At 37.0% G+C, this 25,863-nt stretch carries 20 protein-coding genes; 18 read left to right on the forward strand and 2 right to left on the reverse strand.

Features of this window, described 5'->3' with window-relative positions; translation table 11 throughout:
* Positions 1–271 precede the first annotated feature (271 nt).
* The 15 genes from PYW42_RS02965 to PYW42_RS03035 all read left to right on the forward strand — a co-directional run bounded on the left by PYW42_RS02965 (position 272) and on the right by PYW42_RS03035 (position 16,629).
* Entirely contained in the window at positions 272–1,663 is a 1,392-nt protein-coding gene (locus tag PYW42_RS02965) for an L-cystine transporter (RefSeq protein WP_002355598.1), read from the forward strand.
* Between the two features lie 132 nt (positions 1,664–1,795).
* Positions 1,796–2,176, forward strand: coding sequence for a VOC family protein (locus PYW42_RS02970; RefSeq protein ID WP_002358720.1), 381 nt, complete (start codon positions 1,796–1,798; stop codon positions 2,174–2,176).
* A gap of 152 nt (positions 2,177–2,328) precedes the next feature.
* Entirely contained in the window at positions 2,329–3,495 is a 1,167-nt protein-coding gene (locus PYW42_RS02975) for a serine hydrolase domain-containing protein (RefSeq protein WP_002355600.1), read from the forward strand.
* A 98-nt stretch (positions 3,496–3,593) separates the two neighbouring features.
* Complete coding sequence (locus PYW42_RS02980) at positions 3,594–4,304, forward strand: DUF1003 domain-containing protein (protein WP_002355601.1); 711 nt, start codon at positions 3,594–3,596, stop codon at positions 4,302–4,304.
* 361 nt (positions 4,305–4,665) lie between these two features.
* Complete coding sequence (gene trhO, locus PYW42_RS02985) at positions 4,666–5,616, forward strand: oxygen-dependent tRNA uridine(34) hydroxylase TrhO (protein WP_002358723.1); 951 nt, start codon at positions 4,666–4,668, stop codon at positions 5,614–5,616.
* A gap of 178 nt (positions 5,617–5,794) precedes the next feature.
* Positions 5,795–6,178 carry an LPXTG cell wall anchor domain-containing protein gene (locus PYW42_RS02990; protein ID WP_002355604.1) on the forward strand — a complete coding sequence of 128 codons (384 nt, stop codon included), beginning with the start codon at positions 5,795–5,797 and terminating at the stop codon, positions 6,176–6,178.
* The gene (locus tag PYW42_RS02995; protein ID WP_002358725.1) at positions 6,178–6,909 is read left to right on the forward strand and encodes a WxL domain-containing protein; all 732 of its coding nucleotides are present in this window, start codon (positions 6,178–6,180) and stop codon (positions 6,907–6,909) included. The genes PYW42_RS02990 and PYW42_RS02995 overlap by 1 nt, the downstream gene beginning before the upstream one ends.
* Positions 6,910–6,925: 16 nt before the next feature.
* On the forward strand, positions 6,926–7,705 hold the full coding sequence (locus PYW42_RS03000) for a WxL domain-containing protein (protein ID WP_002389729.1): 780 nt from the start codon (positions 6,926–6,928) through the stop codon (positions 7,703–7,705).
* Positions 7,706–7,724: 19 nt separating this feature from the next.
* Complete coding sequence (locus PYW42_RS03005) at positions 7,725–9,824, forward strand: lectin-like domain-containing protein (RefSeq protein ID WP_002389680.1); 2,100 nt, start codon at positions 7,725–7,727, stop codon at positions 9,822–9,824.
* Positions 9,825–9,846: 22 nt separating this feature from the next.
* Positions 9,847–10,587 carry a WxL domain-containing protein gene (locus PYW42_RS03010; protein ID WP_002355609.1) on the forward strand — a complete coding sequence of 247 codons (741 nt, stop codon included), beginning with the start codon at positions 9,847–9,849 and terminating at the stop codon, positions 10,585–10,587.
* A gap of 75 nt (positions 10,588–10,662) precedes the next feature.
* Complete coding sequence (locus tag PYW42_RS03015) at positions 10,663–11,757, forward strand: DUF916 and DUF3324 domain-containing protein (protein WP_002361272.1); 1,095 nt, start codon at positions 10,663–10,665, stop codon at positions 11,755–11,757.
* Between the two features lie 201 nt (positions 11,758–11,958).
* Positions 11,959–12,408 carry a hypothetical protein gene (locus tag PYW42_RS03020; protein WP_002381257.1) on the forward strand — a complete coding sequence of 150 codons (450 nt, stop codon included), beginning with the start codon at positions 11,959–11,961 and terminating at the stop codon, positions 12,406–12,408.
* A 3-nt stretch (positions 12,409–12,411) separates the two neighbouring features.
* Positions 12,412–13,860: a helix-turn-helix domain-containing protein gene (locus tag PYW42_RS03025; protein WP_002386152.1), complete on the forward strand. Its 1,449-nt coding sequence runs from the start codon at positions 12,412–12,414 to the stop codon at positions 13,858–13,860.
* A gap of 109 nt (positions 13,861–13,969) precedes the next feature.
* Positions 13,970–15,874 (forward strand): heavy metal translocating P-type ATPase, encoded by a 1,905-nt coding sequence (locus PYW42_RS03030; protein WP_002389705.1) that lies wholly within the window; start codon positions 13,970–13,972, stop codon positions 15,872–15,874.
* A 35-nt stretch (positions 15,875–15,909) separates the two neighbouring features.
* Positions 15,910–16,629 carry an MgtC/SapB family protein gene (locus tag PYW42_RS03035; protein WP_002361276.1) on the forward strand — a complete coding sequence of 240 codons (720 nt, stop codon included), beginning with the start codon at positions 15,910–15,912 and terminating at the stop codon, positions 16,627–16,629.
* 47 nt (positions 16,630–16,676) lie between these two features.
* Here the strand turns inward: PYW42_RS03035 and PYW42_RS03040 are convergent, their stop codons facing one another.
* The gene (locus PYW42_RS03040; RefSeq protein WP_002355616.1) at positions 16,677–17,414 is read right to left on the reverse strand and encodes an amino acid ABC transporter ATP-binding protein; all 738 of its coding nucleotides are present in this window, start codon (positions 17,412–17,414) and stop codon (positions 16,677–16,679) included.
* 1 nt (position 17,415) lies between these two features.
* Entirely contained in the window at positions 17,416–19,584 is a 2,169-nt protein-coding gene (locus tag PYW42_RS03045) for an amino acid ABC transporter substrate-binding protein/permease (RefSeq protein WP_002355617.1), read from the reverse strand.
* 278 nt (positions 19,585–19,862) lie between these two features.
* Between PYW42_RS03045 and uvrB the strand changes: the two genes are divergently transcribed.
* The 3 genes from uvrB (at position 19,863) to PYW42_RS03060 (ending at position 25,763) form a co-directional block, all read left to right on the forward strand.
* Entirely contained in the window at positions 19,863–21,860 is a 1,998-nt protein-coding gene (gene uvrB, locus PYW42_RS03050) for an excinuclease ABC subunit UvrB (RefSeq protein WP_002389731.1), read from the forward strand.
* Positions 21,861–21,977: 117 nt separating this feature from the next.
* Positions 21,978–24,797 (forward strand): excinuclease ABC subunit UvrA, encoded by a 2,820-nt coding sequence (gene uvrA / locus PYW42_RS03055; protein ID WP_002361280.1) that lies wholly within the window; start codon positions 21,978–21,980, stop codon positions 24,795–24,797.
* A gap of 171 nt (positions 24,798–24,968) precedes the next feature.
* Entirely contained in the window at positions 24,969–25,763 is a 795-nt protein-coding gene (locus PYW42_RS03060; protein ID WP_002389562.1) for a YusW family protein, read from the forward strand.
* Positions 25,764–25,863: the final 100 nt, after the last annotated feature.

The following is a 25,863-nucleotide window of genomic DNA, read 5'->3' on the forward strand; positions in this document are numbered from 1 at the left end:
TACCATGTCAGCTTAAAAGAAAGAGGACAAAAAACAAATTATTTTTACAGTGACTAGTAAAACAATGGTTGGTGATAGTTTTAAACTATCGCAACGGTTATTTTCTATCAAAAAGTAAGCAAATTATCCCACTATTTGCTATAAAATAAGGTACAATAGAACTATCACTGGAAACAGTTTGCTGTTTTCAGGGTATTTACTGGAGAGTGAGTACCGGGAACCTTTACTTCCTTTGATGTACTTGTCATTAAAAACATAGGGAGGAACTAAAATGACAACATTCATCACTGTATTAGTGATCCTTGCATTTATTGCTGTGTTATTCGGTTTCTACCAAATGCAAAAAAAACATTTAAAATTCTCAACACGTGTCTTTTCAGCATTGGGCGTGGGGATTGTTTTAGGTGCAATTATTCAATTTGCTTTTGGTACAGACAGTAAAATTACTACGCAATCAATGGAATGGATCGGGATTGTAGGTAATGGTTATGTAGCGTTTCTACAAATGCTCGTAATTCCGTTAGTATTTGTATCTATTGTAGGTGCATTTACAAAAATGAAAGAATCCAATAAATTAGGAAAAATTAGCTTTAATGTGTTAGCCACCTTACTAGGAACAACAGCAGTAGCTGCCTTGGTGGGGATTGGAACAACCTTAGCGTTTGGTCTTCAAGGGGCAAAATTCACGCAAGGTGCTGCAGAAACGTCAAGAATTGCCGAGTTAGCGACGCGTCAAGATGCGATTCAAGATTTGACGATTCCCCAACAAATCGTTTCATTTATTCCTAAAAATGTCTTTGCTGACTTTGCGGGAACACGACCAATGAGTACCATTGGGGTGGTAATCTTTGCTGCGTTTGTTGGTGTCGCTTATTTAGGCGTTCGTCGTAAAGCGCCAAAAGAAGCTGAATTTTTTGCAAATTTAATTGATAGTTTATATAAAATTACCATGCGAATTGTTACCTTAGTTTTACGCTTGACCCCTTATGGCGTGTTAGCGTTAATGATTAATGTTGTAGCAACAAGTGATTTTGTTGCGATTATTAACTTAGGTAAATTTGTGTTGGCATCGTATGTGGCCTTAATCATTGTTTTTGCCATTCACATGTTGATTTTAATTACTTTAAAAGTCAACCCAGTTACGTATCTAAAAAAAGTTTTTCCAGTCTTGAGCTTTGCTTTTACTTCTCGTTCAAGTGCAGGAGCTTTACCATTAAATATTGAAACACAAACCAAAGCATTAGGTGTCGATGATGCCACAGCAAACTTTGCTGGTAGTTTCGGTTTATCTATTGGACAAAATGGTTGTGCCGGCGTTTATCCAGCTATGTTAGCAACCATCGTTGCACCAACTGTTGGAATTGATGTCTTTAGTTTACAATTTATTTTAATGTTAGTAGCAGTTGTCACAATCAGTTCATTTGGCGTAGCCGGTGTCGGCGGCGGAGCAACCTTTGCTTCTCTAATCGTTTTAGGCGCAATGAACTTACCAGTTGCAATTGTTGGTTTAGTAATTTCGGTTGAACCACTTATTGACATGGCGCGGACAGCTGTTAACGTTAACGATAGTATGGTTGCAGGTGTGTTAACAAGTGCTCGTATTCATGAGTTAGATCGTGATGTCTTAAATGATCGCGACGTTGTCTTAGATGCAAATATCTAAATCAATAAAACGAAAAGTGTTTGAGCAATGTCTTGCTCAAACACTTTTTTTGGATTTTAAGCGAAAGTGCAGTAATTATTTAAAAGAACGTATATAATAAGTTGTTAATTAAATTCAAAAGGACGTGAAGGAATGTTTTCAAACCAAGTAAAGATTATGTTATATGTGAATAATGTTGAGGAATCTAGTCAATTTTGGCAAACGTTTGGCTTTGTTGAAAAGGAAAGAGAGGAAGTTGACGGCACATTGGTGGTAGAAATTGCACCAAGTGAATCAGCAGAAGCGATTATTGTTTTATATGATTTGGCCTTTATTCAAAAACATTCACCAGAAGTGGCGGGGAATACCCCTTCTTTAATGTTTGCTAGCGATGATATCATTGGTCTCTATAAAAAAATGCAAGAGGCTGGGGTTACTGTCGGTGAAATGGTTCAATTGCCAACAGGCTTAGTTTTTAATTTTGCAGATAACGATGATAATTACTTTGCTGTGATGGGGCAAGAAAGTAAATAAAAAACAGCTTGGCACCAGAATCTAGATTGATTCTGGTGCCAAGCTGTTTTTTATAAAAGTTGAAAGTTTTATAAATTTTACTAAAATCTGTAATTTTCATGAAAATATAGCGTATGATAATGCTGTTAATAGAATAGGCGGAGGTAAGCGGTATGCGTAAACGACATGCAAAGAAAAGACATGGAGGAGTGAATTGGCTTTTTATAGTGTGTTTGTTGGTGGTGATTGGTGGTAGTGGTTATTTAATAAAAACGTTCTTTTTCACTAGAGATTCACAAGTTAGTCAAGAATCGAAAGTGGTCTTGGAAGAAGATCGCCGAAGTGATAATTATGCGAATTTAACGAAAGAAATAGTTGCACCAGATAGTGGCGAACTTGATCAAAAAATTCAAGAAACAAATTATATTGGTTCGGCTTTGATCATTAAAGATGATCAGGTTTTAGTAAATAAAGGATATGGCTTTGCCAATTTTGAAAAGCAACAAGCCAACACGCCAAACACAAGGTTTCAGATTGGCTCAATTCAAAAATCTTTTACCACAACCTTGATCTTAAAAGCGATTGAAGAAGGTAAACTTACATTAGATACAAAACTCGCTACGTTTTATCCGCAAATTCAAGGTGCTGAGGATATTACGATTAGCGATATGTTGAATATGACAAGCGGTTTAAAGTTATCAGCAATGCCTAATAATATCGTTACCGATGAAGAAATTATTCAATTTGTTAAACAAAATACCATTCAAGTCAATAAAGGCAAATACAATTATTCCCCAGTAAATTTTGTCCTTTTAGCAGGAATGTTAGAGAAAATGTATCAACGTACCTATCAAGAATTATTTAATAATCTTTATCACAAAACGGCTGGTTTAAAGAATTTTGGCTTCTATGAAACCTTATTGGAACAACCCAATAATTCAACAAGTTATAAATGGACAGAAGACAATTCGTATAATCAAGTGCTCTCAATTCCCGCAGCTAGTTTTGCCCATGAATTTGGGACTGGGAATGTGGATATGACGACAGGTGATTTGTATTGGTACTTACATCAATTAATGAGTGGACACTTAGTTTCCACCGCACTTTTGCAAAAATTATGGACGTCTTCTCAGCAAAGTTCTTATCATGGCGGCATCTATGTTCATGATAATTATTTACGCTTACACGGCGTTGAAGCGGGTCAACAAGCCCTGGTTTTATTTTCAAAAGATATGAAAACCGGGGTCATATTGCTAACTAATTGTGTGAATCCAGCGAAATACAAAGAATTAATTGGTTCGTTGTTCCATGATGTAACCAATTTAACTGTTAAATTTTAAAGCAGAAGCAACAACGATCACTCCAAAGCCTTTTTAGGTTTCTTCTGAGAGACTTTATATTAAAATAAAGGGAAGAACGATCAAAGGGAGTGACGAAGATGAAGCAATCAAAAAATAAACAAGTTGTTATTGGTGAATCAACGAAAAAAAACATTTATCTTCAAGATATAGAACAGGAAACGCAAGCTTTTATTCTCCAAAACAATCCACAATTGACAGCTGAATCGATGATTACATTGGCGGAGTTACTTAATTATCGTTTGGATTACATGAAACAATTGGTCGCAAATGATTCTGAAAAAATCCAACAACTGAATGAATTGGTGGTTCAACATATCAAAGAAGATAAGCTGATTTCCAATAATATGAATGAAAAGATGGAAAAGAAATTAACCTTTGGCCAACGAGCAGCGGATACCATTGCTAAATTTGGCGGTAGCTGGGTGTTTATTGGCTTCTTTTGCTTCGTGTTGATTGCTTGGATCGTGATTAACTCTACCACTTTATTGGGACAACCATTTGACAAATATCCTTATATTTTGCTAAATCTCGCCTTATCTTGTTTAGCAGCTATCCAAGCACCGATTATTATGATGAGTCAAAACAGACAAGAAGCCCGTGACAGAGAACAAGCGAATAATGATTATAAAATTAACTTAAAAGCAGAAGTAGAAATTAATTTATTACATGAGAAAATGGATTATATTATCAATAATCAACTAGAAAATTTGGTAAAAATCCAAAATATTCAAATTGAACTTTTAGGTGAATTGCAAGAACAACTCGCCGCGACTTCTGAAAAGGAGTAGTATATAGAAGAGGTCGGGACAGAACCGTTTAGCTCCGAGAAATAAGAAGAAATTTCCGAAAATTGCTCTTTAATTTTTGGAGACCAAGTAGGTACGATGATTTCATCTGTTCATGCTTCACAGTGAAACATCGCAACTCTTAGAGCTGTAGCTCTTTTGAAGGCTGTACTGTGACGAGACGCATGTCGAGAAAACACCTTAGAAGTTGTTGAGATCGGAGCAACGCGTAGTGTTGGTTCTGTTCCCGCCGTTTATCAGGTTTTTTTTATTGTGTGTAAATACACAAGCAAAATAATCGCTTTCCCTTTTTTATTCACCGTCTAATTGGATAGAATGACTTTATACAAAAGGGGAAAACAAGATGAAATACCAAGTATTACTTTATTACAAATATACAACAATTGAAGATCCAGAAGCTTTTGCGAAAGAGCATCTAGCTTTTTGCAAATCATTAAATTTAAAAGGCCGTATTTTAGTAGCGACAGAAGGGATTAACGGAACGTTATCTGGTACTGTCGAAGAAACAGAAAAGTACATGGAAGCAATGCAAGCAGATGAGCGCTTTAAGGATACATTCTTTAAAATTGATCCAGCAGAAGAAATGGCCTTCCGCAAAATGTTTGTTCGCCCACGTTCTGAATTAGTGGCGTTGAACTTAGAAGAAGACGTTGATCCATTAGAAACGACGGGGAAATATTTGGAACCTGCAGAATTTAAAGAAGCCTTACTAGACGAAGACACTGTTGTAATCGATGCTCGTAACGATTATGAATATGATTTAGGTCATTTCCGTGGTGCCGTGCGCCCAGATATCCGTAGCTTCCGTGAGTTACCACAATGGATTCGCGAGAACAAAGAACAATTTATGGATAAAAAAATTGTTACCTATTGTACTGGCGGGATTCGCTGTGAAAAATTTTCTGGCTGGTTATTAAAAGAAGGCTTTGAAGATGTTGCTCAATTGCATGGTGGTATTGCCAACTATGGAAAAAACCCAGAAACACGTGGCGAACTTTGGGATGGCAAAATGTATGTCTTTGATGACCGAATCAGTGTCGAAATTAATCACGTTGATAAAAAAGTTATTGGGAAAGACTGGTTTGATGGAACACCTTGCGAACGCTACATTAACTGTGCAAACCCAGAATGTAATCGTCAAATCTTAACTTCAGAAGAAAATGAACATAAACATTTAGGTGGCTGCTCATTAGAATGTAGCCAGCATCCTGCCAACCGTTATGTAAAAAAATATAATTTAACAGAAGCAGAAGTTGCTGAACGTTTAGCTTTGTTAGAAGCGGTTGAAGTATAAAAATAATAAAAAAATAAACAAAAAAACTTCGAAAATTATTTTTTGAAGTTTTTTTGTTTATTTTTTTGTCTTTAAAAGTGTTGATTTTAAAGCTTTCTTAGCTAAAACCATTTTATTTTTTAAAAGCGTCTGAAAAAAATAAAAAAATCTAATAAATATTTCTTTTATATAATGTTTATTGGCTGGGCCAGTCAATGTTGAAAATGGGGAAGGAGGAATTCAGATGAAAATCATAAAAAGGTTTAGTTTGGTATGTTTAGGGCTATTGATCATTGGGTTGCAAACAAAAAGCGTTATGGCTGAAGAAAATAATTATGAATCAAATGGTCAAGCGAGCTTCTATGGTACCTACGTTTATGAGAATGAAAAAGAGTCAAATGACGTAGCGTATACCCAACAATCAGAAGAACAGGGAAGAAACAATTTAGCTGCTTCTGGACAAGCAGTTTTACCTAAAACAGGCGAGTCTGAAAATCCGCTGTATTCCTTGATAGGAGTTAGTTTGTTGGGGGTAGTCATTTATTTAATTAATAAAATGAAACGAGAGAAGGAGCTTATTTAATGAAAAAAACTGTTTTACTTACATCGGCAACCATACTTTTAGGCGTAGGATTTCAAGCAATAAACGCATCAGCAGCAGAAACTTTTCCAAAAGAATACAATACGGAAGGCACAATTACTTTTGAAGCAGGCGATAACGAAATCACACCGCCTGTTGATCCAGAAAATCCCGATCCTACTGATCCAGTAGACCCAATTGATCCTCCGGGGCCAGGAACGGGTGGTGCCTTATCAATTGATTATGGGTCAAAATTTAAATTTGGCACACAAAAGATTTCAACGGCAGATCAAACGTATTATGCTGCGCCAGATGAAATGAAAGATGGTTCAAAAAAACCAACCTATGTACAAGTAACTGATAAAAGAGGAACGTTAGCAGGATGGAAACTAACGCTTTCCCAACCTGAACAATTTAAAACAGCTACTGGAGAGGAACTAGTCGGCGCTCAATTAACGTTTACAAAGGCAGAAGCTGCCTCAATGGTGGATGAAAAATATAAACCTTCTGAAGTCAGTAGTACTATTTCCTTAACACCTGGTGTAAATAATAATCTAGCGATGAACGCTAAAAAAGAAACAGGGGTTGGGACTTGGGTTTATCGCTTTGGTTCAAATGAAGCAACAAATAAAGAAGCTGTCCAACTATTCGTTCCCGGAAAATCTGTAAAGCTTGCACAACAATATTCAACGAAGTTAGTTTGGGCATTAGAAGATACGCCCGCTAATAATTAAATAAAGGAGAAAAGCAATGAAAAAACAATTCACAGGAATCGTTCTATGCAGTACATTTGCAGTTGCTGGTTGGTCCTTACAAGCGAAGGCAGAAGAGCCAAAAGAGTATCGTTCGAATGGTTTAGTAGAATTTATTCCGAACGTAGATCCGACAGAGCCAGTTGATCCAGAAAATCCCGATCCAGAAAAGCCAGTCAAACCAATTGATCCGACAGACCCAGAAGGTCCCAATCCTGGTACCCAAGGACCGCTGTCTATTGATTATGCTTCAAGTTTTGACTTTGGGAAAAATCGTATTTCGAATAAAGACCAAGTATATTTTGCAAGAGCACAGCAATATCAAGAAAATCAAAAAGAAACACCAAATTTTGTGCAAATTTCTGATAATAGAGGAACCAATAGTGGTTGGTCTTTAAGGGTTACGCAAAAGGAGCAATTTAAAGCAACAAAGGCGACTTTAAATAGTCAGTTGACAGGTGCGCAAATTTCTTTAGCTAACCCGACTGTTAATAGTAATGCGCAAAATGTTGTGAAACCAGAGGCAACAAATAAGATTGCCCTTGTTCCAGGAACTGCATCGCTAGTGGCAGCTGCGAAGCAAGGAACCGGTGCAGGAACTTGGGCTACTTATTGGGGCAAAGTAGAAGTGGTTGCAGAACGCGATGAAACCAATACGGTACACAATGTTAATGTTACAAAAGATGTCGCGCTATCAGTACCAGGGTCAACTCCTAAAGATGCCGTGAAATATCAAACAAAATTATTGTGGACGTTGACGGCTGTACCAGGAATTTAAAAAGTAGAGGTGAAGAGAGATGCGAAACAAACAAAGCCTAGTCTTTTTGGCAAGTAGTTTATTCTTACTACTCCTTGCGCCTATTACTAGCGAAGCGATTAGTAATCCTTCGACAAATATCAACGAAGTCAATCGGGAAATAGTGGAGGAATCGGCCAATGATCAGGCAACTAGCGCTCCTTCTCACTCGGAAACATTAGAGCAAGAACCTTCCCTAGAAACGACAACAACAACCGATAATCATCCAGCAGAAACAGACCAATCAACGGCTACTTTAGAACCTAGCGAACAACAAAAGGATGACGATAACAGTGCAACGGAATCGGCGATAGTTGAACCACAGCCGCGCATGTTGGCTGCGCCATACGCTACTTCATTGCCTGATGATCCTAATATCATTCCAATCGACAAGGTATTTCAAGAGCCAATTGGAAATGCAACAAGTATTTTAGAAGGTGGGAAGTTATTACAACTAAACCCAGCTGTTAAATCACAAAAAGGAGCTATTTGGTCAAAAAAACCAATCAGTTTATTGTCGGATTTTACCTTTAAAAGTTATTTGTATTTAGGAAACGAGTATGCAAATGCTGGTGATGGTATGACCTTTACCTTAACGAATGATCCTAGAATGTCCACAACGCCTCAAGAAGTCATTGGTTCACCTGGGATGGGAATCGGTGCATACTCCACGAAAGCTGGTCAACCTTATGTTAGAAATGCCTTATCGATTGAGTTTGATACCTATAAAAATACTGGTAGTTCCAACCGAATGGACCGAGAAATTTCACAAGATAAGGGAAATGGACATTTAGCTTTTGTCACTCCGAAAGCTAATAACAACAGCTATACAGGGGAGCATTCAGGCGTCACTGTTGCGCCAACCTATCTATCTAATGGAACCTGGCGCATGTTGACTGTTCGTTGGAATGCCGCAACCAAAGCATTAACATATGATTTAGAAGGTGTGGGCACGAATACGTATGTAGTTTCAGATTTAAATGCACAATTTGGCGCAACAACGGTTTATTGGGGCTTTACATCATCCACAGGTGGCAAATACCAAGAGAATGCTTTAGCAATGACACAAATTCCTACCAACGTTACGTCACAAGCAGCCCTTAGCGTGAATGGTCAGGAATTTAGCTCAGCTGTTGAAGCAGTGAAAAATGATCAGGTGAGACTACGGAATACGTTGAATATTGACAATGACTTTATCGAAGATCGTCAACCGCAAGTAAGCATTGACTTACCTGATGAATTAGCATATGAAGAAAATTCATTAATGATTGATGGTAAAAAGGTAGCAGCCAAAGATCTGACACAAACAGGGAATCACTTAACAATTGCTTTAAATGACTACCTAGTCTTAAAGAAGGACATGATTATTGAATTAAAAACAACCCTTCAAGATAATACGCCCGAAAAAGTTTTAACTATGAACTTTGACTATTATGAAGAAGGAACCTTACTGCAAAAGTCAAATAATGTAACGATTACTATTCCTAAACCAACAGAAAAAACAGTAACCGTTTTTTATAAAGACGCGGAAGGTAAAGATATTGCTCCACCTAAAAGTGTAACAGGGAAAATTGGTGCACCCTATCAAGAAAAACCCCTAGATATTTCTGGCTATGTTTTTACAAAAGACTCAGGCAATGCGGAAGGAACAATGACAGAGGAAACAAAAGATATTTATTTTTACTATCGTTTAGGGGAACTATATTTTAAAGAGACACCAAAACAGATTACTTTTGGTACGGAAAAGATACGTAATCAACCACTAATTAAACTTGGGCATCCCACCGAAGGACTCAAAGTCGTGGATGAACGTAACGCAAATAATTGGCGCCTGCAACTAAAGCAAACGCAACCGTTAACAAATGATTCAATTGTAATGCCAGATGTTTTTTCTTTCGTTTCAACTGCTGGAAGCTCTCAGATTACAAATGAGGCAATTACGCTTTTAGAAAGTAATCAGAAAGGTGAAACAGATTTAACAGCATTACTTGATGAATCAAAACAACAAGGAATTCAAATCAATGTTCCTGTAGCTTATCAAAGAGTTGGAACATTTAAAGCTCGTTTATCTTGGGCGTTAGAAGACGTACCAGGAAATTAAAGAAAAGAATGGAGAAAAGAAAATGAAAAAAGTAACAACAGTATGTTTATCCACATTTATTTTAGGGAGCTTAGGCATGACTTCTCAAGCCTTTGCAGAAGATGGCGGTAGTTATACATCTAATGGTATCGTAGAATTTACACCAAGTGAAGAGCCAACTAATCCGGTTGACCCAACGGATCCAACTAATCCAGTTGATCCTATTGATCCAACAGATCCTGAAGGTCCTAATCCAGGAACAAACGGTCCGTTGTCAATTGATTATGCGTCAAGTCTAGACTTCGGTGTTCAAAAAATCACGTCGAAGGATCAGACTTATTTTGCTGCTACCCAAAAATACAAGACGGTAGGCGCAACCGATGAAGTCAAAGAAGGGCCTAACTATGTCCAAGTAACAGATAACCGTGGAACCGAAGCTGGCTGGTCATTAAAAGTGAAACAAGAAGGACAATTTAAATCAACTTCTGGTAAAGAATTGACTGGGGCAGCTATCACGTTTAAAAACGGAAATGTAGTGACTGCTTCAGATTCAGGCAAACCAACAGGCCCAGCCACAATCACGCTAAATTCAGATGGTAGTCAATCAGATGTAATGAGTGCAGCGAAAGGAAACGGTGCAGGAACTTATTTATTTGATTGGGGAACAGATGCAACTACAGCCGCTAAAAGTATTGAGTTAACTGTTCCAGGTTCTACAACCAAATACGCTGAAAAATACGCCACAAAATTAACATGGACGTTGACAGACGCTCCAGGAAATTAAACGAGTTTTAAAAAGAAGAATAGCGGGGAACATAGTTACCTGCTATTCACTACATATAGAAAAGGAGTAAATAATTTGAACAGAAAAAAACAACGATTTCTTTTTTTTCCGATACTACTAATTCTTTTAGCGTTAGTACCTAGCAATGGTTTTGCCAGTGAATTTAATTTTGCGGTTACGCCTATTCCATCAGAAAAACAAGTAGATAAAGAAAAAACTTACTTTGATTTATTACTAGCACCAAATGAAGAAACTGAGTTGAAAGTGAACTTGCGCAATGATACAGATAAAGAAGTAAAGGTAGGTATTTCCATCAATAGTGCCATTACCAATTCAAATGTAATCGTGGAGTATGGTGAAAATAAGGGGAAAAAAGATCAAAGTTTAGCGTTTGATATAAAAGACTACGTTCAATACCCTAGCTCAGTTCGTTTAAAACCGAAAAGTGAACAAACGGTTTCTATTAACGTCAAAATGCCTAATACACCCTTTGATGGAGTGTTAGCTAGTGGTATCACTTTTAAAGAAGAAACGTCGGATGAAGGCAAACGCCAAGACGATAAGAGTCAGGGGTTATCCATTAAAAATGAATATTCGTATGTCGTTGCATTATTGATGCAACAAAACAAAAAAAAGGTTGAGCCGAATTTACTTTTGAAAAAAGTCTCACCAGGACAGATTAATGCTAGAAATGTGATTTTAGTCAATCTACAAAATGATCAAAAAACATATATTAACCAAGTTGCCTTTTCGGCAGAGATTACCAAAAAGGGACATGAAGAAGTTTTATATAAAGAGGAAAAAGCAAACATGCAAATTGCACCAAATACCAATTTTTCTGTTCCCATTGCGCTAAAAGGGCAACCACTTAAGCCAGGAGATTATCATTTGTCTATGACCGTTGTTGGGAATAAAGATGCTGCAGGCTCATTTAAAAAATCAATAAACAATGAATCGATATCTTTTAGAAATCAATGGCAATTTGAAAAAGACTTTACAATTAATGGTGAAGTTGCCAAAGAATTAAATGAAAAAGATGTCACCTTAAAAGAAAATCATTCGAATTTATATTTGATGATTGGCTTACTACTATTATTGATAGTGATTTTAATCATTGCCTGGTTGATTTGGCGAAAAAAGAAACAGGAAAAAAACGAAAGAGAAATATAAAGAGTAGTTAATTTTTGATTTGATCATCGGCAACGTTTTTGTTTGTTTTTACTTATCAAACATGCAGTTTATTCAACAAACCTAACTCAAAAAAAGAAATAATAAGAAGGAGTATTGTTAAATATCGTCTGATACCACTTTACTAGTTATATTTTTTGTTTTGTTATGTAGCTAAAGTATTTGGCAATATATGTGAGAAAAATGGATAAATACAAACATTTACTATTATGGAGTACATTGTTACTCTCGTTTTTTCAAGTAACCAATGTGCAAGCAGCAGAAGAACGGAATCCAATTTATAATCCGACCAATCCAACAGAAGAAATTTATCCGATTGAGAATACTGGCACACCAGAAAAAATGGAAGAAACAAATGAAAGTACTATTACTAGCGAAACGCAAGCGGAAGAAAGTAGCGAAGACGTTAGTAAAAAAGAAGTGACAACCAATAATCCAAAAACAAATGAAGAAAGGCCTTCTTCCAAGAAAAGTCAGCATCAAGTATTTTTCACGGATGAATTATTTGATGCTAGCCATATCACCATTGTACCAAATAGCACAGGCGGTGCTGGAACGGAGGGGCAAAACACTTTTTACTTGAATTTCATACGGGAATTAGTAGGAACGGCTATTTATGGGAGAAAGAACTGATAAATGATGAATTATGAAATTTTTTTAAATAAAGAAGATCAACGAAGTTATTCCTTGCTAAGGCATTTAGAAGAAAGTCCCACGCTATCAGGTACTTTTATTGCACTTCGCGAAGAATTATCAATGTCGAATTTTTTAGTCAAAAAAACATTAGAAAAATTAAAAGCAGATATTGACAATCTAAAGTTAAGCGACAGCTTAACTTTAGTCGTTTCTGATGTAGATGTTACACTTGAAATTGATGGAAACTATTCAAGTAAACTTTTGCTCACGAAATACTTAACAGAATCGCTCTCTTTTAAATTAGTGTTGTCTTACTTTAGAGGAAATTATAGTTTGACAAAGTTTGCTGAATGTAATCATGTCAGCACCTCTGTGGCGTATAGTACCTTACAGCGGCTAAAAAAAGCCTTAAAGGAGTATCAGATCTATTTTAGTAAGCGGGAAATTGTCGGCAATCAAAAAGCAATTTCATTTTTTTTGTATAAATTGTTCACGCTTTCCAATCAACCAATTTCCGAACTATATTCGGTAAAAGTTTATAATGAAGCGAAACGTGTATTACAGTCTGTTGAGTTAAACTATACTTTCACCACCTATGAGCGACGCAATTTTTTCCATTATTTAGCTATTATGATTAACAACGAAGGACGTGCGGTGGAAGGGATCGATACGCGTGCACTGAATACATTTTCAGAGGAACTAATAAAAAAATCGCAATTGGCATGGGCATTGGCTTCAAAATCATTAACGTATACGATTGTTTTTTTCTTGTATTTGCATGGCAAACTAGAGAAAAAATATGTCATTCACGAAGATCCTACGATTGAAAGTCTAACTCGTGTTTTCATTGGAAGTTTTGAAAAAGCATTTAATTGTTTAGAGGAGTCAACAAGGAATACTCTAGAAGAAGGGTTAGCAATTATTCATTTCAATGTTATTTACTTTCCGATTAATATGTTTGACGATTTTGAAATGGATTTACAGTTTTTTAAGCAAACATATCCGGAATTTTATTTTTATTTAATTGAATATATTCGTTGGTTAACAGCAAAACATAAAAAAATTGCGAAAGCCAATCACTGTTTGTTTTTTAACTATCTATTGTTGCTAATTAATCATGTTCCGGTTCATTTAATTGCAGAGCCAGCCAAGGTCCTAATTGATTTTTCTTATGGAAAAGAGTATAACCAATTCATCAAAAAAAATTTATCCGTCTATGTGAATTTAAATGTAGAAATTATTGACCCGTTATCAGATACCTTACCAGATGTGGTGATTACCAATTTAAATAACTTGTATCAAGAAGAACAGAGTAAAGTTATGGTTTGGCTGGATCCACCTCGTTCGATTGATTGGGTCAATTTAACGCAATCATTACTGACTATTCAAGAAGAAAAATATCAACAACAAAAAGAATCGACAAAGACAAGCGGTGATCCTATCGAATAGAATCATCGCTTGTCTTTGTGTTTAAGTCTTTACAAAACCACCCAAGTGTTTTATAATATGAATATACATTCATATGAATAGAAAAACATTAATGAGGAGGCGCATAACAATGTCAAAACAAACAGGTGCACACACACATGAAGAAAAAGGTAAAAATGTTCCAGTTATTCTCTTTTTTACAGGATTGGCTCTTTTCTTTATCGGTTTATTTTTAGGGAACATGCTCTTAGTGAAAAATATTCTTTTCTCGTTAGCTGCTATTTTAGCTGGTTATCATATTATTGGGGAAGGCTTTGGAGATACGTATCGGGATACGAAAAACAATCGAAAATTTTCGCCTAATATTCATTTGTTAATGACCTTAGCTGCAGTTGGTTCAGCATTAATGGGAAGTTTTGAAGAATCAGCATTGTTGATTTTGATTTTTGCGGCGGCGCATTTCCTTGAAGATTATGCTCAAGGCAAAAGCCAACGTGAAATTACAAAACTATTAAATTTAAATCCAACAGAAGCTCGCCTGATAAGAGATGACGGCTCAATTCAAACTGTGTCAGTTGAACAATTGAAGATTGGCGACCGCGTGCAAGTCCTCAATGGTGCGCAAATTCCGACAGATGGCGTCGTGATTGAAGGAAGTACCGCTGTGGATGAATCATCTATTAATGGGGAAAGTATTCCCAAAGAAAAAAATAGTGGGGACCCAGTTTTTGGTAGTACTATGAACGGTTCAGGCACAATTGTTGTTGAAGTAACGAAAGATAGTTCAGAAACAGTTTTTGCAAAAATCGTACAGCTCGTGAACCAATCACAAGAAAATCAATCAGAAATTGCAAGCAAAATTAAACGATTTGAACCAAAATATGTCACACTAGTTTTAGCAGTTTTTCCACTAATTGTTTTAGGTGGCGCATTACTTTTCCAATTGACTTGGGCTGAAAGTTTTTACAGAGGCTTGGTCTTCTTAATTGCTGCCTCACCTTGTGCACTAGCAGCGAGTGCCGTTCCGGCAACTTTATCAGGAATTTCCAATTTAGCAAAACAAGGCGTTTTGTTTAAAGGTGGCTCATTCTTATCAAATTTAGCTGAAGTGAAAGCACTCGCTTTTGATAAAACAGGCACGCTAACAAAAGGCAAACCTGAGGTAACAGATTATCTTTTTGTTGATGGCTTAGAAGATCGCCAAGACGAATTAGTAGCTGTTTTAACAAATATGGAGAAAAAATCCAATCATCCATTGGCGACGGCGATTGTTAATCGCTTTGAAGTAGAAACAACGGCTTTAAATTTAGAAGTAGAAAATATTGTTGGGGTGGGTTTAGTAACGACCATTGCAGACACAACTTTTAGAATTGGTAAACCATCTAGTTTCGAACAAGTGCCAACAATCATTGAGAAGCAAACAACGAAATTAGCGAGTGAAGGCAAAACGGTAGTGTACTTTGCCGAAAATGAACAAGTGATTGGTTTAGTGGCATTGATGGATGTTCCTAATGAAGAAGCAATGAACGCCATTCACTATTTCAAGTCACAGAATATTGAAACAACAATGATTACAGGAGATGCAAAACTTACGGGTGAAGCAGTTGGCCGCTTAGTAGGCGTGGATCAAGTTTATGCTAATGTTTTGCCTGAGGAAAAATCAGCGATTGTTGATCAATTAAAACGCGAAGTAGGAATGACAGGGATGGTTGGTGATGGCATTAATGATGCACCGGCTTTAGTGAATGCTGATATCGGAGTGGCAATGGGGGATGGTACAGACATTGCTATCGATGTTGCAGACGTGGTAGTGATGAAAAATGATCTTTCTAAATTAGGCTATGCTCATCGTGTCTCAAAACGCTTGAATAAAATTGTGCAGCAAAATATTATTTTTTCAATGTTAGTGGTAGCAACGTTGATTATCTTGAACTTTTTAGGTATTGCGAATATCGCATTTAGCGTACTTATTCATGAAGGAAGTACCTTAGTGGTCATTTTTAATGGCTTGCGTTTATTAGTTAATACAAAATAAGTCAAATAGTCACTTGCAAGAAAGGAGAGAAAGCGATGAATTCTTTAAAAATGATTGAACTTTCTCTCACCGACGTTGTCATTCGGATGGCTCTAGCCGTGGTTTTTGGAGCTTTGATTGGGTTAGAAAGAAGTATTAAAAGAAAAGGCTTCGGTATCAGTAGTAATGCCATTTTATGTTTGGCCTCTTGTACGATTTCCATTTTACAGATTCAATCGGTGGATATTTTAGTCGATGTGGTGAAACAAAATAGCGCCTTGGCGTCCATTATTTCTATGGATATTACACGATATGGCGCCCAAGTGATTAGTGGTGTAGGCTTTCTCGGTGCGGGGATTATCGTTTTTAGAGAAAGGAAAGTCTCTGGGTTAACGACAGCAGTAATGATGTGGAATGTTACTATTATTGGTTTAGTCATTGGGATGGGCTTTTTAACCATTGCATTTATCAATCTCGTGGCAACTTTGCTAGTATTAGCTCTGGCCCATTTTAAACGAAAGACTCCTTTAAAACGATTGCAGCTTATCGTAAAAATGAAGGAACCTATGATTAAAGAAAGCCGACTGCATGAACAACTTCAAGCTTCTTTAGAAAAAGGGGAGCGCTTAGTAGAATTGACTTTGGAATCCGAACAAGAGGCAGTGACAGCAAAGATTTCTTATGTAGGCAAAGAAGATTTCTGGCATTCCAACTTGCACCATCTCTTGAAAGAAAAAGGGCACGTTCAATCTGTCTCTGTCACGGAAACAATTTAACCATAAAATAAAGCACTTGGGCGCTAGCGCGCGCCAAGTGCTTTTGTTTAAATATTTAATACTTTATCTAAGAAATCTTTTGTTCGAGGGTTTTGAGGATTTTCAAAGACTTGCTCTGGCGAACCATCTTCTAGGAAGTTACCGCCATCAATGAACATTACTCGATTAGCCACTTCTTTTGCAAAGCCCATTTCGTGAGTAACGATGACCATTGTCATTCCTTGTTTTGCTAAATCTTTCATTACACCAAGAACATCGCCAACCATTTCTGGATCAAGAGCTGATGTTGGCTCATCGAAAAGCATAATATCAGGATTCATCGCTAACGCACGTGCAATTGCGACACGTTGTTTTTGACCACCAGATAAAGAATCTGGATAGGCATCTTTTTTATCTGCCAACCCAACACGTTCTAAAAGTTCTAACGCTTTTTTCTCCGCTTCGTCTTTTGATAAGCGACCTAAATCGGTTGGTGCTAAAACAATATTTTCTAAAATAGATAAATGTGGAAACAAATTGAAATGTTGGAAAACCATGCCGATATGTTGACGGACTTGGTTGATGTCCGTATTTTTATCTGTCAAGTTCGCACCATCAATAATAATGTCTCCGCTAGAAGCTTCTTCTAATTGATTCAAGCAACGTAAAAAAGTACTTTTACCAGAACCAGAAGGACCGATGACGCAGACTACGTCGCCTTCGTTAATAGAAACATTAATGTCGTTTAAGACCGTGTTGTCACCATATTTTTTTACTAAATGTTCAACTAAGATTTTTTCAGTCATATTAGTTCACCTTCTTTTCAAGGTTTTTCGCTAATTTAGTTAAGCTAGTAATTAAAATTAAGTAGATTAACGCAATAACGAAGTAAACCATTGTACTTTGTAATGTCCGAGCAACAATAATTTTTCCTGTTTGTAGTAGTTCGATTAAGCCAATTGCTGAAAGGATAGTTGTATCTTTCAATGAAATAACAAATTGGTTAATGAATGAAGGAATCATAATGCGAATCGCTTGTGGTAAAATAATTTTTTGCATTGTCCGATTATAGGAAAGACCTAAACTTCTTGAAGCTTCCATTTGGCCAACTGGAACAGCTTTGATTCCGCCGCGCACAATTTCAGAAATATAGGCACTGGCATTTAAAGTTAATGTGATAATCCCAGCAATGAAGACCGGGATATTAAAGCCAAGCACACCAGGTAATCCGAAATAGATGAAGAACGCTAAGACCATTAAAGGAATTCCGCGAATTAAATCAACATAAATGGTTGAAAGTACACGTAATGCTTTGATTGGTGAAACGCTGAATAATCCGAAAATAACGCCGACAATTAAAGCAAGTACGAAGGAAATCAACGTTAATAGAATCGTCATCCATAAACCGTGTAACAATTGTTTCCAGTTGTTTTGCATGAAGCCAACAAACGTAGATTCGTCAGCTGTTTCTTCTTTGGCTTCGTTGCCATCTTTCACGTAAGTGCCGATAATTTTATCGTATTCACCTGTACGTTTCATTTCTTTTAAGCCTTCGTTAAACATTTCAAGTAGTTCAGGATTTTGCCCTTTTTTGACAGCAAAACCGTAAGAACCACCTTTTTCACGAGGAATTGGTGTCGCTAGTGGTTGATTTTGCGCAACCCCATAGCCAATGACAGGATAATCATCCATCATGGCATCAACTTCGCCAATTTCTAATGCACTGTATAATGCATCAGTTGTGTCTAAATACTTAATTGAGTAATCATATTTCTTTTTATTTTTTTCTAAGAAATCAGCACTTTCAGTACCAATTTTTACGCCGACTTTTTTGCCTTTTAAATCATCATACGATTTAATTTTGTCATTGCCTTTTTTGACCGCAATTTGAATGCCGCTATCAAAGTAAGGAACAGAGAAGTCGAAGGCTTTTTTACGATCATCCGTAATCGTCATGCCTGCAACCATCCCATCTGCTTGACCAGATTCAACAGCTTGGACAGCAGAACTAAAACCAATAAATTTAAATTCAACAGTAAAACCTTGCAATTCAGCTGCACGTTTGACTAAATCTACATCAATTCCGACATAATCACCTTGGGCATTTTGAAACTCAAACGGAGCAAACGTAGAATCACTAGCAATCACATATTTCTCTTTTTTAGGAGTGATTTTTTTCATCTGTTCGCCAGCGTCTTGTGTGTTTGTTTCATCACCTGTCGCTAAGTAGTTGTTTAAAATTTTATCATAAGTACCATTGTCTTTAAGATTTTTCAAACCAGCGTTGAACTTTTTGATTAATTCAGGGTTTTGACCTTTTTTCACTGCGAAACCATAAGAACTGCCTGTTTCTTTATCGCCAACTAATTGTAATTTTTGGCCATTTTTCACTGCGTAGCCCAATACAGGATAATCATCAACGATTGCATCCGCTTCGCCGTTTTCTAAGGCTTTATAAAGACCCGTTGCATCGTCAAAATTTTTGATGGTGTAGTCATATTTCTCTTTATTTTTTTCAAGGAAGTTGGCACTTTCAGTTCCAACTTTAGCCGCAACCGTTTTGCCTTTTAAATCATCATATGATTTAATTTTGTCGTTTCCTTTTTTAACCGCTAATTGTAAACCGCTATCGAAGTATGGATCTGAAAAATCAAAGGATTTTTTTCGCTCATCCGTAATACTCATTCCAGCAATCATGCCATCAATTTGTTTAGATTGAATCGCTTGGACTGCACTATCGAAGCCTAATGGTTTTAAATCCACTTCAAAACCTTGATCTTTGGCAATCGCATCTAATAAATCAACGTCAATACCAATGTATTTTCCTTTTGAGTCTTGGAATTCAAAAGGGGCGAATGTTAAATCCGTTCCAATTGTATATTTCTTTCCTTCCGCATGTGCTGAAGTGCCACTAATGAATGTTAGCAGAGTTACCATCATCACAAAGAAAGAAAGTAAAAAGTGTTTCCTTTTCATAAAATACCTCCTAGTTTTGCATATTGAACAATTATATAGTAAGAAATAGGAAGCTGACAAGTATTTGAACGCTAAAAAGAGAAAAAAACTCTAATTTCCTTACATTGCATGTTATAAAATGTGACATAGAAATTAAGAACAAAAGATTAAGATCAGTTGAAGTCCGAAACAGCAAAAGTGGCGAAAATATGTTCGGTATGTTAAACTAATAAGTGGACATTCTGCCAGAATGGGCCGATAATTTAAGAGAAATTAGACACTTTGAGGGGGAGTTATAAATGATCGAAAGAGAAACTTCCAATACCTTTCATTTGGCTTCTAAATATGAGCCTGCCGGAGATCAGCCAGCCGCTATTGCTGAACTAGTTGACGGTGTCAAAGGTGGAGAAAAAGCTCAAATTTTACTTGGAGCGACCGGAACAGGTAAAACATTTACAATCTCTAATGTGATTCAAGAAGTGAACAAACCAACATTAGTGATTGCACATAATAAAACACTAGCTGGACAATTATACGGGGAATTTAAAGAATTTTTCCCAGATAATGCGGTCGAGTATTTTGTCAGTTACTATGATTATTATCAACCAGAAGCATATGTACCCTCAAGTGATACATATATTGAAAAAGATTCCAGTATTAATGATGAAATTGATAAACTACGCCATTCAGCGACAAGTTCTTTATTGGAACGAAACGATGTCATCGTGGTAGCATCAGTTTCTTGTATTTTTGGTTTAGGGGATCCGCGGGAATACAGTCAACAAGTTGTTTCATTACGTGTGGGAATGGAAATGGATCGTAATGAGTTACTAAAAAGCTTAGTCGATATTCAATTCGAACGAAATGATATTGATTTTCAACGGGGGCGTTTTCGTGTCCGCGGTGATGTGGTTGAGATATTCCCAGCTTCACGGGATGAGCATGCGCTACGTGTTGAATTTTTCGGAGACGAAATTGATCGAATTCGTGAAGTAGATGCGTTAACTGGTGAAATTGTCGGCGAAACAGAGCATGTCGCTATTTTTCCGGCAACACACTTCGTGACGAACGAAGAACATATGGAACACGCCATTTCGCAGATCCAAGAAGAATTAGAGGCACGTTTGAAAGTGCTTCGCAGTGAAAACAAATTATTGGAAGCCCAACGTTTGGAACAGCGAACTAACTATGATATTGAGATGATGAGAGAGATGGGCTATACGTCAGGGATTGAGAATTACTCTCGACATATGGACGGTCGCCAAGAGGGAGAGCCGCCGTATACGCTGTTGGACTTTTTCCCAGATGACTTCTTACTTGTAATCGATGAGTCTCATGTAACAATGCCGCAAATTAGAGGAATGTATAATGGCGACCGAGCACGGAAACAAATGTTAGTGGACTATGGTTTCCGTTTACCAAGTGCACTTGATAACCGACCGCTTCGTTTAGAAGAATTTGAACAACATGTAAACCAAATTGTTTATGTATCGGCAACACCAGGCCCTTATGAAATGGAACAAACAGAGACTGTTGTTCAACAAATCATTCGACCAACAGGTTTACTAGATCCAGAAGTAGAAATCCGCCCAATTATGGGTCAAATTGATGACTTGGTGGGCGAAATTAATGAACGGATCGAAAAAGATCAGCGGGTGTTTGTCACAACCTTAACGAAGAAAATGGCCGAAGATTTAACCGACTATTTCAAAGAATTAGGCTTAAAAGTTAAATATTTGCATAGTGATATAAAAACACTGGAAAGAACGGAGATTATTCGCGATTTACGATTAGGCGAATTTGATATTCTAATTGGTATTAACTTATTACGTGAAGGAATCGATGTGCCAGAAGTTTCCTTAATTGCGATTCTAGATGCGGATAAAGAAGGCTTCTTACGTAGTGAACGCTCGTTAGTGCAAACGATGGGACGGGCTGCCCGGAACGCTGAAGGAAAAGTCATTATGTATGCAGATAAAATCACCGATTCGATGCAACGAGCTATGGATGAAACGGCACGACGTCGGGCAATCCAAGAAGCATATAATGAAGAACATGGTATTGAACCAAAAACAATTATTAAAGAAATTCGTGATTTGATTTCTATTTCCAAAACAGCTGATAAAGATGAAACAGTGGTTCAATTGGATAAATCATATGAAGATTTATCAAGACAAGAAAAAGCTGATTTATTACTGAAACTTGAAAGAGAAATGAAAGATGCGGCCAAAGCGTTAGACTTCGAAACTGCAGCCACATTACGAGATACCATTCTTGAATTGAAAGCTGCCAAATAAGTCAACCAACGGATTAAGTAAAAGATACGATGAACCATCGTATCTTTTACTAATCTTTTCTCTATAGAATGACTTGAAATGATTTGACGTAAGAGATTTAGTAAAAGGAGAACATATATGGCAAATGATAAAATTGTGATTCATGGTGCACGCGCCCATAACTTAAAAAATATTGATGTCACGATTCCTCGTGACAAAATGGTTGTTGTAACTGGACTATCTGGTTCTGGCAAAAGTTCATTAGCGTTTGATACGCTTTACGCAGAAGGGCAACGACGTTATGTAGAGAGTCTCTCTGCTTATGCGCGACAATTTTTGGGACAGATGGATAAACCAGATGTTGACAGCATCGATGGTTTAAGTCCAGCTATTTCAATTGATCAAAAGACGACAAGTAAAAACCCACGCTCAACGGTGGGGACGGTCACAGAAATCAATGATTATTTACGATTGTTATTTGCTCGGGTAGGTCATCCAATTTGTCCTAACGATCATATTGAAATTACCAGTCAGTCTGTTGAACAGATGGTTGATAAAGTCTTAGAGCTACCAGAGCGAACAAAAATTCAAATTTTGGCCCCTGTTGTGGTCAAGAAAAAAGGCCAACATAAAAAAGTGTTTGAAATGATCCAACGTGAAGGGTATGTCAGAATGCGGGTGGATGGTGAAACCTATGATGTTAGTGAGGCACCAGAACTTGAAAAAAATAAAAAACATGATATTGCGATTGTGATTGACCGTATCGTTGTGAAAGAAGGCATTCGCTCTCGCTTGTTTGATTCGTTTGAAGCGGCTTTGCGTTTAGCTGAAGGTTACGCAATTGTTGATGTGATTGGTCAAGAAGAAATGTTGTTTAGTGAACATTATGCTTGTCCTTATTGTGGGTTCACAGTCGGTGAATTGGAACCGCGCTTGTTTTCATTTAATGCACCATTTGGCGCTTGTCCCGATTGTGATGGTTTAGGTGTTAAATTAGAAGTGGACAAAGACTTAGTGATTCCAGATCCCACTAAAACCTTGAGAGAAGGAGCCATTGTTCCGTGGAACCCTATTAGTTCCCAATATTATCCACAAATGTTGGAACAAGCAGCCACCAGTTTTGGGATTGATATGGATACGCCGTTTGAAGAATTACCTGCAGACCAACAAGAAATTATTTTAAATGGTTCTGGCGAGAAAAACTTTCATTTTCATTATGAAAATGACTTTGGTGGTGTTCGTGATGTGGAAGTGCCATTTGAAGGGATTTTAAAAAATATTAAACGACGCTATCATGAAACAAATAGCGATTTTACACGAGATCAAATGCGGTTATACATGACAGAATTGACTTGTCGAAGCTGTCAAGGGTATCGTTTGAATCCGCAAGCTTTAGCTGTAAAAATCAATGGCACGCACATTGGTGAAGTCAGTGAATTAGCAATAAAAAATGCGGTCCAATTTTTTGAAGGTGTGTCTTTATCTGAACAAGAAACAACGATTGCTCGGCCAATTTTAAAAGAAGTCGAAGATCGGTTAACCTTCTTAAAAAATGTCGGGTTAGATTACTTAACCTTAAGTCGAGCTGCTGGTACACTTTCTGGTGGAGAAGCACAAAGAATTCGCTTAGCAACACAAATTGGATCAAACTTATCAGGCGTCCTTTACATTTTAGATGAACCATCAATTGGTTTGCATCAACGAGATAACGACCGCTTGATTGACTCATTGAAAAAAATGCGGGACTTAGGCAATACATTAATTGTGGTGGAACATGATGAAGATACAATGATGGCTTCGGATTACTTGATTGATGTGGGACCTGGCGCTGGACATCTGGGCGGTGAAATTGTAGCCGCTGGTACGCCGGAAGAGGTTGCTAAAAATCCGCATTCATTGACCGGTCAATATCTTTCTGGGAAAAAAGTGATTCCTGTACCAAAAGAACGTCGCAAAGGTAATGGCAAAGCGATCAAAGTCACTGGTGCCAGTGAAAATAATTTAAAAAATGTCAGTGTTGAATTTCCGCTAGGTGAATTTGTTGCTGTCACAGGTGTTTCAGGTTCAGGGAAAAGTACTTTAGTCAATCAAATTTTGAAAAAAGCACTGGCCCAAAAATTAAATCGTAATTCCAATAAACCTGGGAAACACAAAAGTATCACTGGTTATGAAGCCATTGAAAAGATTGTTGACATTGATCAAAGTCCAATTGGTCGAACACCAAGAAGTAATCCAGCGACTTATACTAGTGTTTTTGATGACATTCGCGATTTGTTTGCCCAAACAAATGAAGCCAAGGTTCGTGGCTATAAAAAAGGCCGCTTTAGTTTTAACGTCAAAGGTGGCCGTTGTGAAGCTTGTCGCGGGGATGGTATCATCAAAATTGAAATGCACTTTTTACCTGACGTCTATGTGCCTTGCGAAGTTTGTCATGGCAAACGTTATAATTCTGAGACGTTAGAAGTTCATTATAAAGGCAAAAACATTTCTGATATTTTAGATATGACGGTGGAAGATGCCGTAGAATTTTTCAAACATATCCCTAAAATTCATCGTAAATTGCAAACAATTGTGGATGTAGGCTTAGGCTATGTGACATTGGGGCAGCCAGCAACTACTTTATCTGGTGGAGAAGCACAGCGGATGAAGCTAGCGAGTGAACTTCATAAAAATTCTAATGGGAAAAACTTTTATATTCTGGATGAACCAACAACCGGCTTGCATACCGATGATATTGCGCGATTGCTTCTAGTATTAGAGCGTTTAGTGGAAGCGGGCAATACCGTTTTAGTGATTGAACATAACTTGGATGTCATCAAATCTGCGGATCATGTGATTGATCTAGGGCCAGAAGGTGGCGACGGTGGTGGGACGATCGTGGCGACAGGAACACCAGAAGAAGTTGCTAAAGTCAAAGACAGTTACACAGGATATTATTTAAAACGTGTTCTGAAATAAACATTAATGATTAGATAAAGAACCTTGTTTTTATGGGAAACAAGGTTCTTTTATTATAAAATAACAAATATTTTTTAACAAAAATTAAAAATAAATGTTGACTTAATGTGTAATTAAAAGATATACTATGTTTGTTAACAAAATAACAATGAACACGAAGGGAAGTCTTAAATGAAAAACAAAAAAATAACAACAAGTTTATTAACAGCAGGAATGGTCTTAGCTATCGGAATCACACCTTTTGTACATAGTAACACAATGGAAGCAGCGACCTTAATTTCACAATCAGACCATGAAAAAGTAATGAGCTTTACCAAGAAAGACTTAAAAGAAGCAACGGGCATTCAATTGGAGCCGGCGACAGTACAAGCCGTTCATCAGGAATTAAAGCAACAAATCACCTGGGAAACATTAGGCTATTCCACAATTGATGCGCAAAATATTGCGACACGTTTTACACAAAATACATATCAGGCTCTGGGGATTTTAACAGATATCGCCAACCATTCAGACCTTCAATTGAAAGTCATTACCATTAATAATCCATATCTAGCAACAGCTAAAATTGGTACCTTTAAGTGGGAAACCGTAACTCCTGAAGTTGGTGGGGACCATGAAACAGCAGACAATGAACTAACCACACCAACACCGACTGTTGCCAGTCTTCAAGAGATTGACGTAGAAATCGAATACGACGAAAATGAAATTGAGTTCACCTATGAAATAAAATCGAACGGAACAATTGAAGCAACGTATGAAGATGAATCTGCTGATTTAGAATTAGAAGGTAAGGCAGCACAAGACAAAATCATGACTCTTTTAGATGGATTGTCAATCAAAACAGCTACAAATGAACAAATTAAAGAACACATTACGAAAAAGTTATCCGTGAATGAACAAGTAAAAAAAATTGAGTTTGAAGCTAATTTTACTGATAAAACAGAAATTGAGTTTGTATTAAAATAACACACAGTTATACAATATAATTCAGCAATTAAAACAGCGTTGACAAAAATGTCAATGCTGTTTTTCTATGAAAGAATAGAAATCTTTATAAGAATGATTG

The sequence above is a fragment of the Enterococcus faecalis genome (genome assembly GCF_029024925.1).
GTDB classification, from domain to species: Bacteria; Bacillota; Bacilli; order Lactobacillales; family Enterococcaceae; genus Enterococcus; species Enterococcus faecalis.

Excerpts from the sequence above, each read along its gene's own strand:
- PYW42_RS02970 (WP_002358720.1), top strand. The coding sequence starts at position 1,796 with ATGTTTTCAAACCAAGTAAAGATTATGTTATATGTGAATAATGTTGAG.
- uvrB (WP_002389731.1), top strand. The coding sequence starts at position 19,863 with ATGATCGAAAGAGAAACTTCCAATACCTTTCATTTGGCTTCTAAATAT.
- PYW42_RS03020 (WP_002381257.1), top strand. The coding sequence starts at position 11,959 with ATGGATAAATACAAACATTTACTATTATGGAGTACATTGTTACTCTCG.
- PYW42_RS03035 (WP_002361276.1), top strand. The coding sequence starts at position 15,910 with ATGAATTCTTTAAAAATGATTGAACTTTCTCTCACCGACGTTGTCATT.
- PYW42_RS03010 (WP_002355609.1), top strand. The coding sequence starts at position 9,847 with ATGAAAAAAGTAACAACAGTATGTTTATCCACATTTATTTTAGGGAGC.
- PYW42_RS03000 (WP_002389729.1), top strand. The coding sequence starts at position 6,926 with ATGAAAAAACAATTCACAGGAATCGTTCTATGCAGTACATTTGCAGTT.
- PYW42_RS02975 (WP_002355600.1), top strand. The coding sequence starts at position 2,329 with ATGCGTAAACGACATGCAAAGAAAAGACATGGAGGAGTGAATTGGCTT.
- PYW42_RS03005 (WP_002389680.1), top strand. The coding sequence starts at position 7,725 with ATGCGAAACAAACAAAGCCTAGTCTTTTTGGCAAGTAGTTTATTCTTA.
- trhO (WP_002358723.1), top strand. The coding sequence starts at position 4,666 with ATGAAATACCAAGTATTACTTTATTACAAATATACAACAATTGAAGAT.
- PYW42_RS03045 (WP_002355617.1), bottom strand. The coding sequence starts at position 19,584 with ATGAAAAGGAAACACTTTTTACTTTCTTTCTTTGTGATGATGGTAACT.
- PYW42_RS02995 (WP_002358725.1), top strand. The coding sequence starts at position 6,178 with ATGAAAAAAACTGTTTTACTTACATCGGCAACCATACTTTTAGGCGTA.
- PYW42_RS02980 (WP_002355601.1), top strand. The coding sequence starts at position 3,594 with ATGAAGCAATCAAAAAATAAACAAGTTGTTATTGGTGAATCAACGAAA.
- PYW42_RS03040 (WP_002355616.1), bottom strand. The coding sequence starts at position 17,414 with ATGACTGAAAAAATCTTAGTTGAACATTTAGTAAAAAAATATGGTGAC.
- uvrA (WP_002361280.1), top strand. The coding sequence starts at position 21,978 with ATGGCAAATGATAAAATTGTGATTCATGGTGCACGCGCCCATAACTTA.
- PYW42_RS03060 (WP_002389562.1), top strand. The coding sequence starts at position 24,969 with ATGAAAAACAAAAAAATAACAACAAGTTTATTAACAGCAGGAATGGTC.
- PYW42_RS03030 (WP_002389705.1), top strand. The coding sequence starts at position 13,970 with ATGTCAAAACAAACAGGTGCACACACACATGAAGAAAAAGGTAAAAAT.
- PYW42_RS02965 (WP_002355598.1), top strand. The coding sequence starts at position 272 with ATGACAACATTCATCACTGTATTAGTGATCCTTGCATTTATTGCTGTG.
- PYW42_RS03025 (WP_002386152.1), top strand. The coding sequence starts at position 12,412 with ATGATGAATTATGAAATTTTTTTAAATAAAGAAGATCAACGAAGTTAT.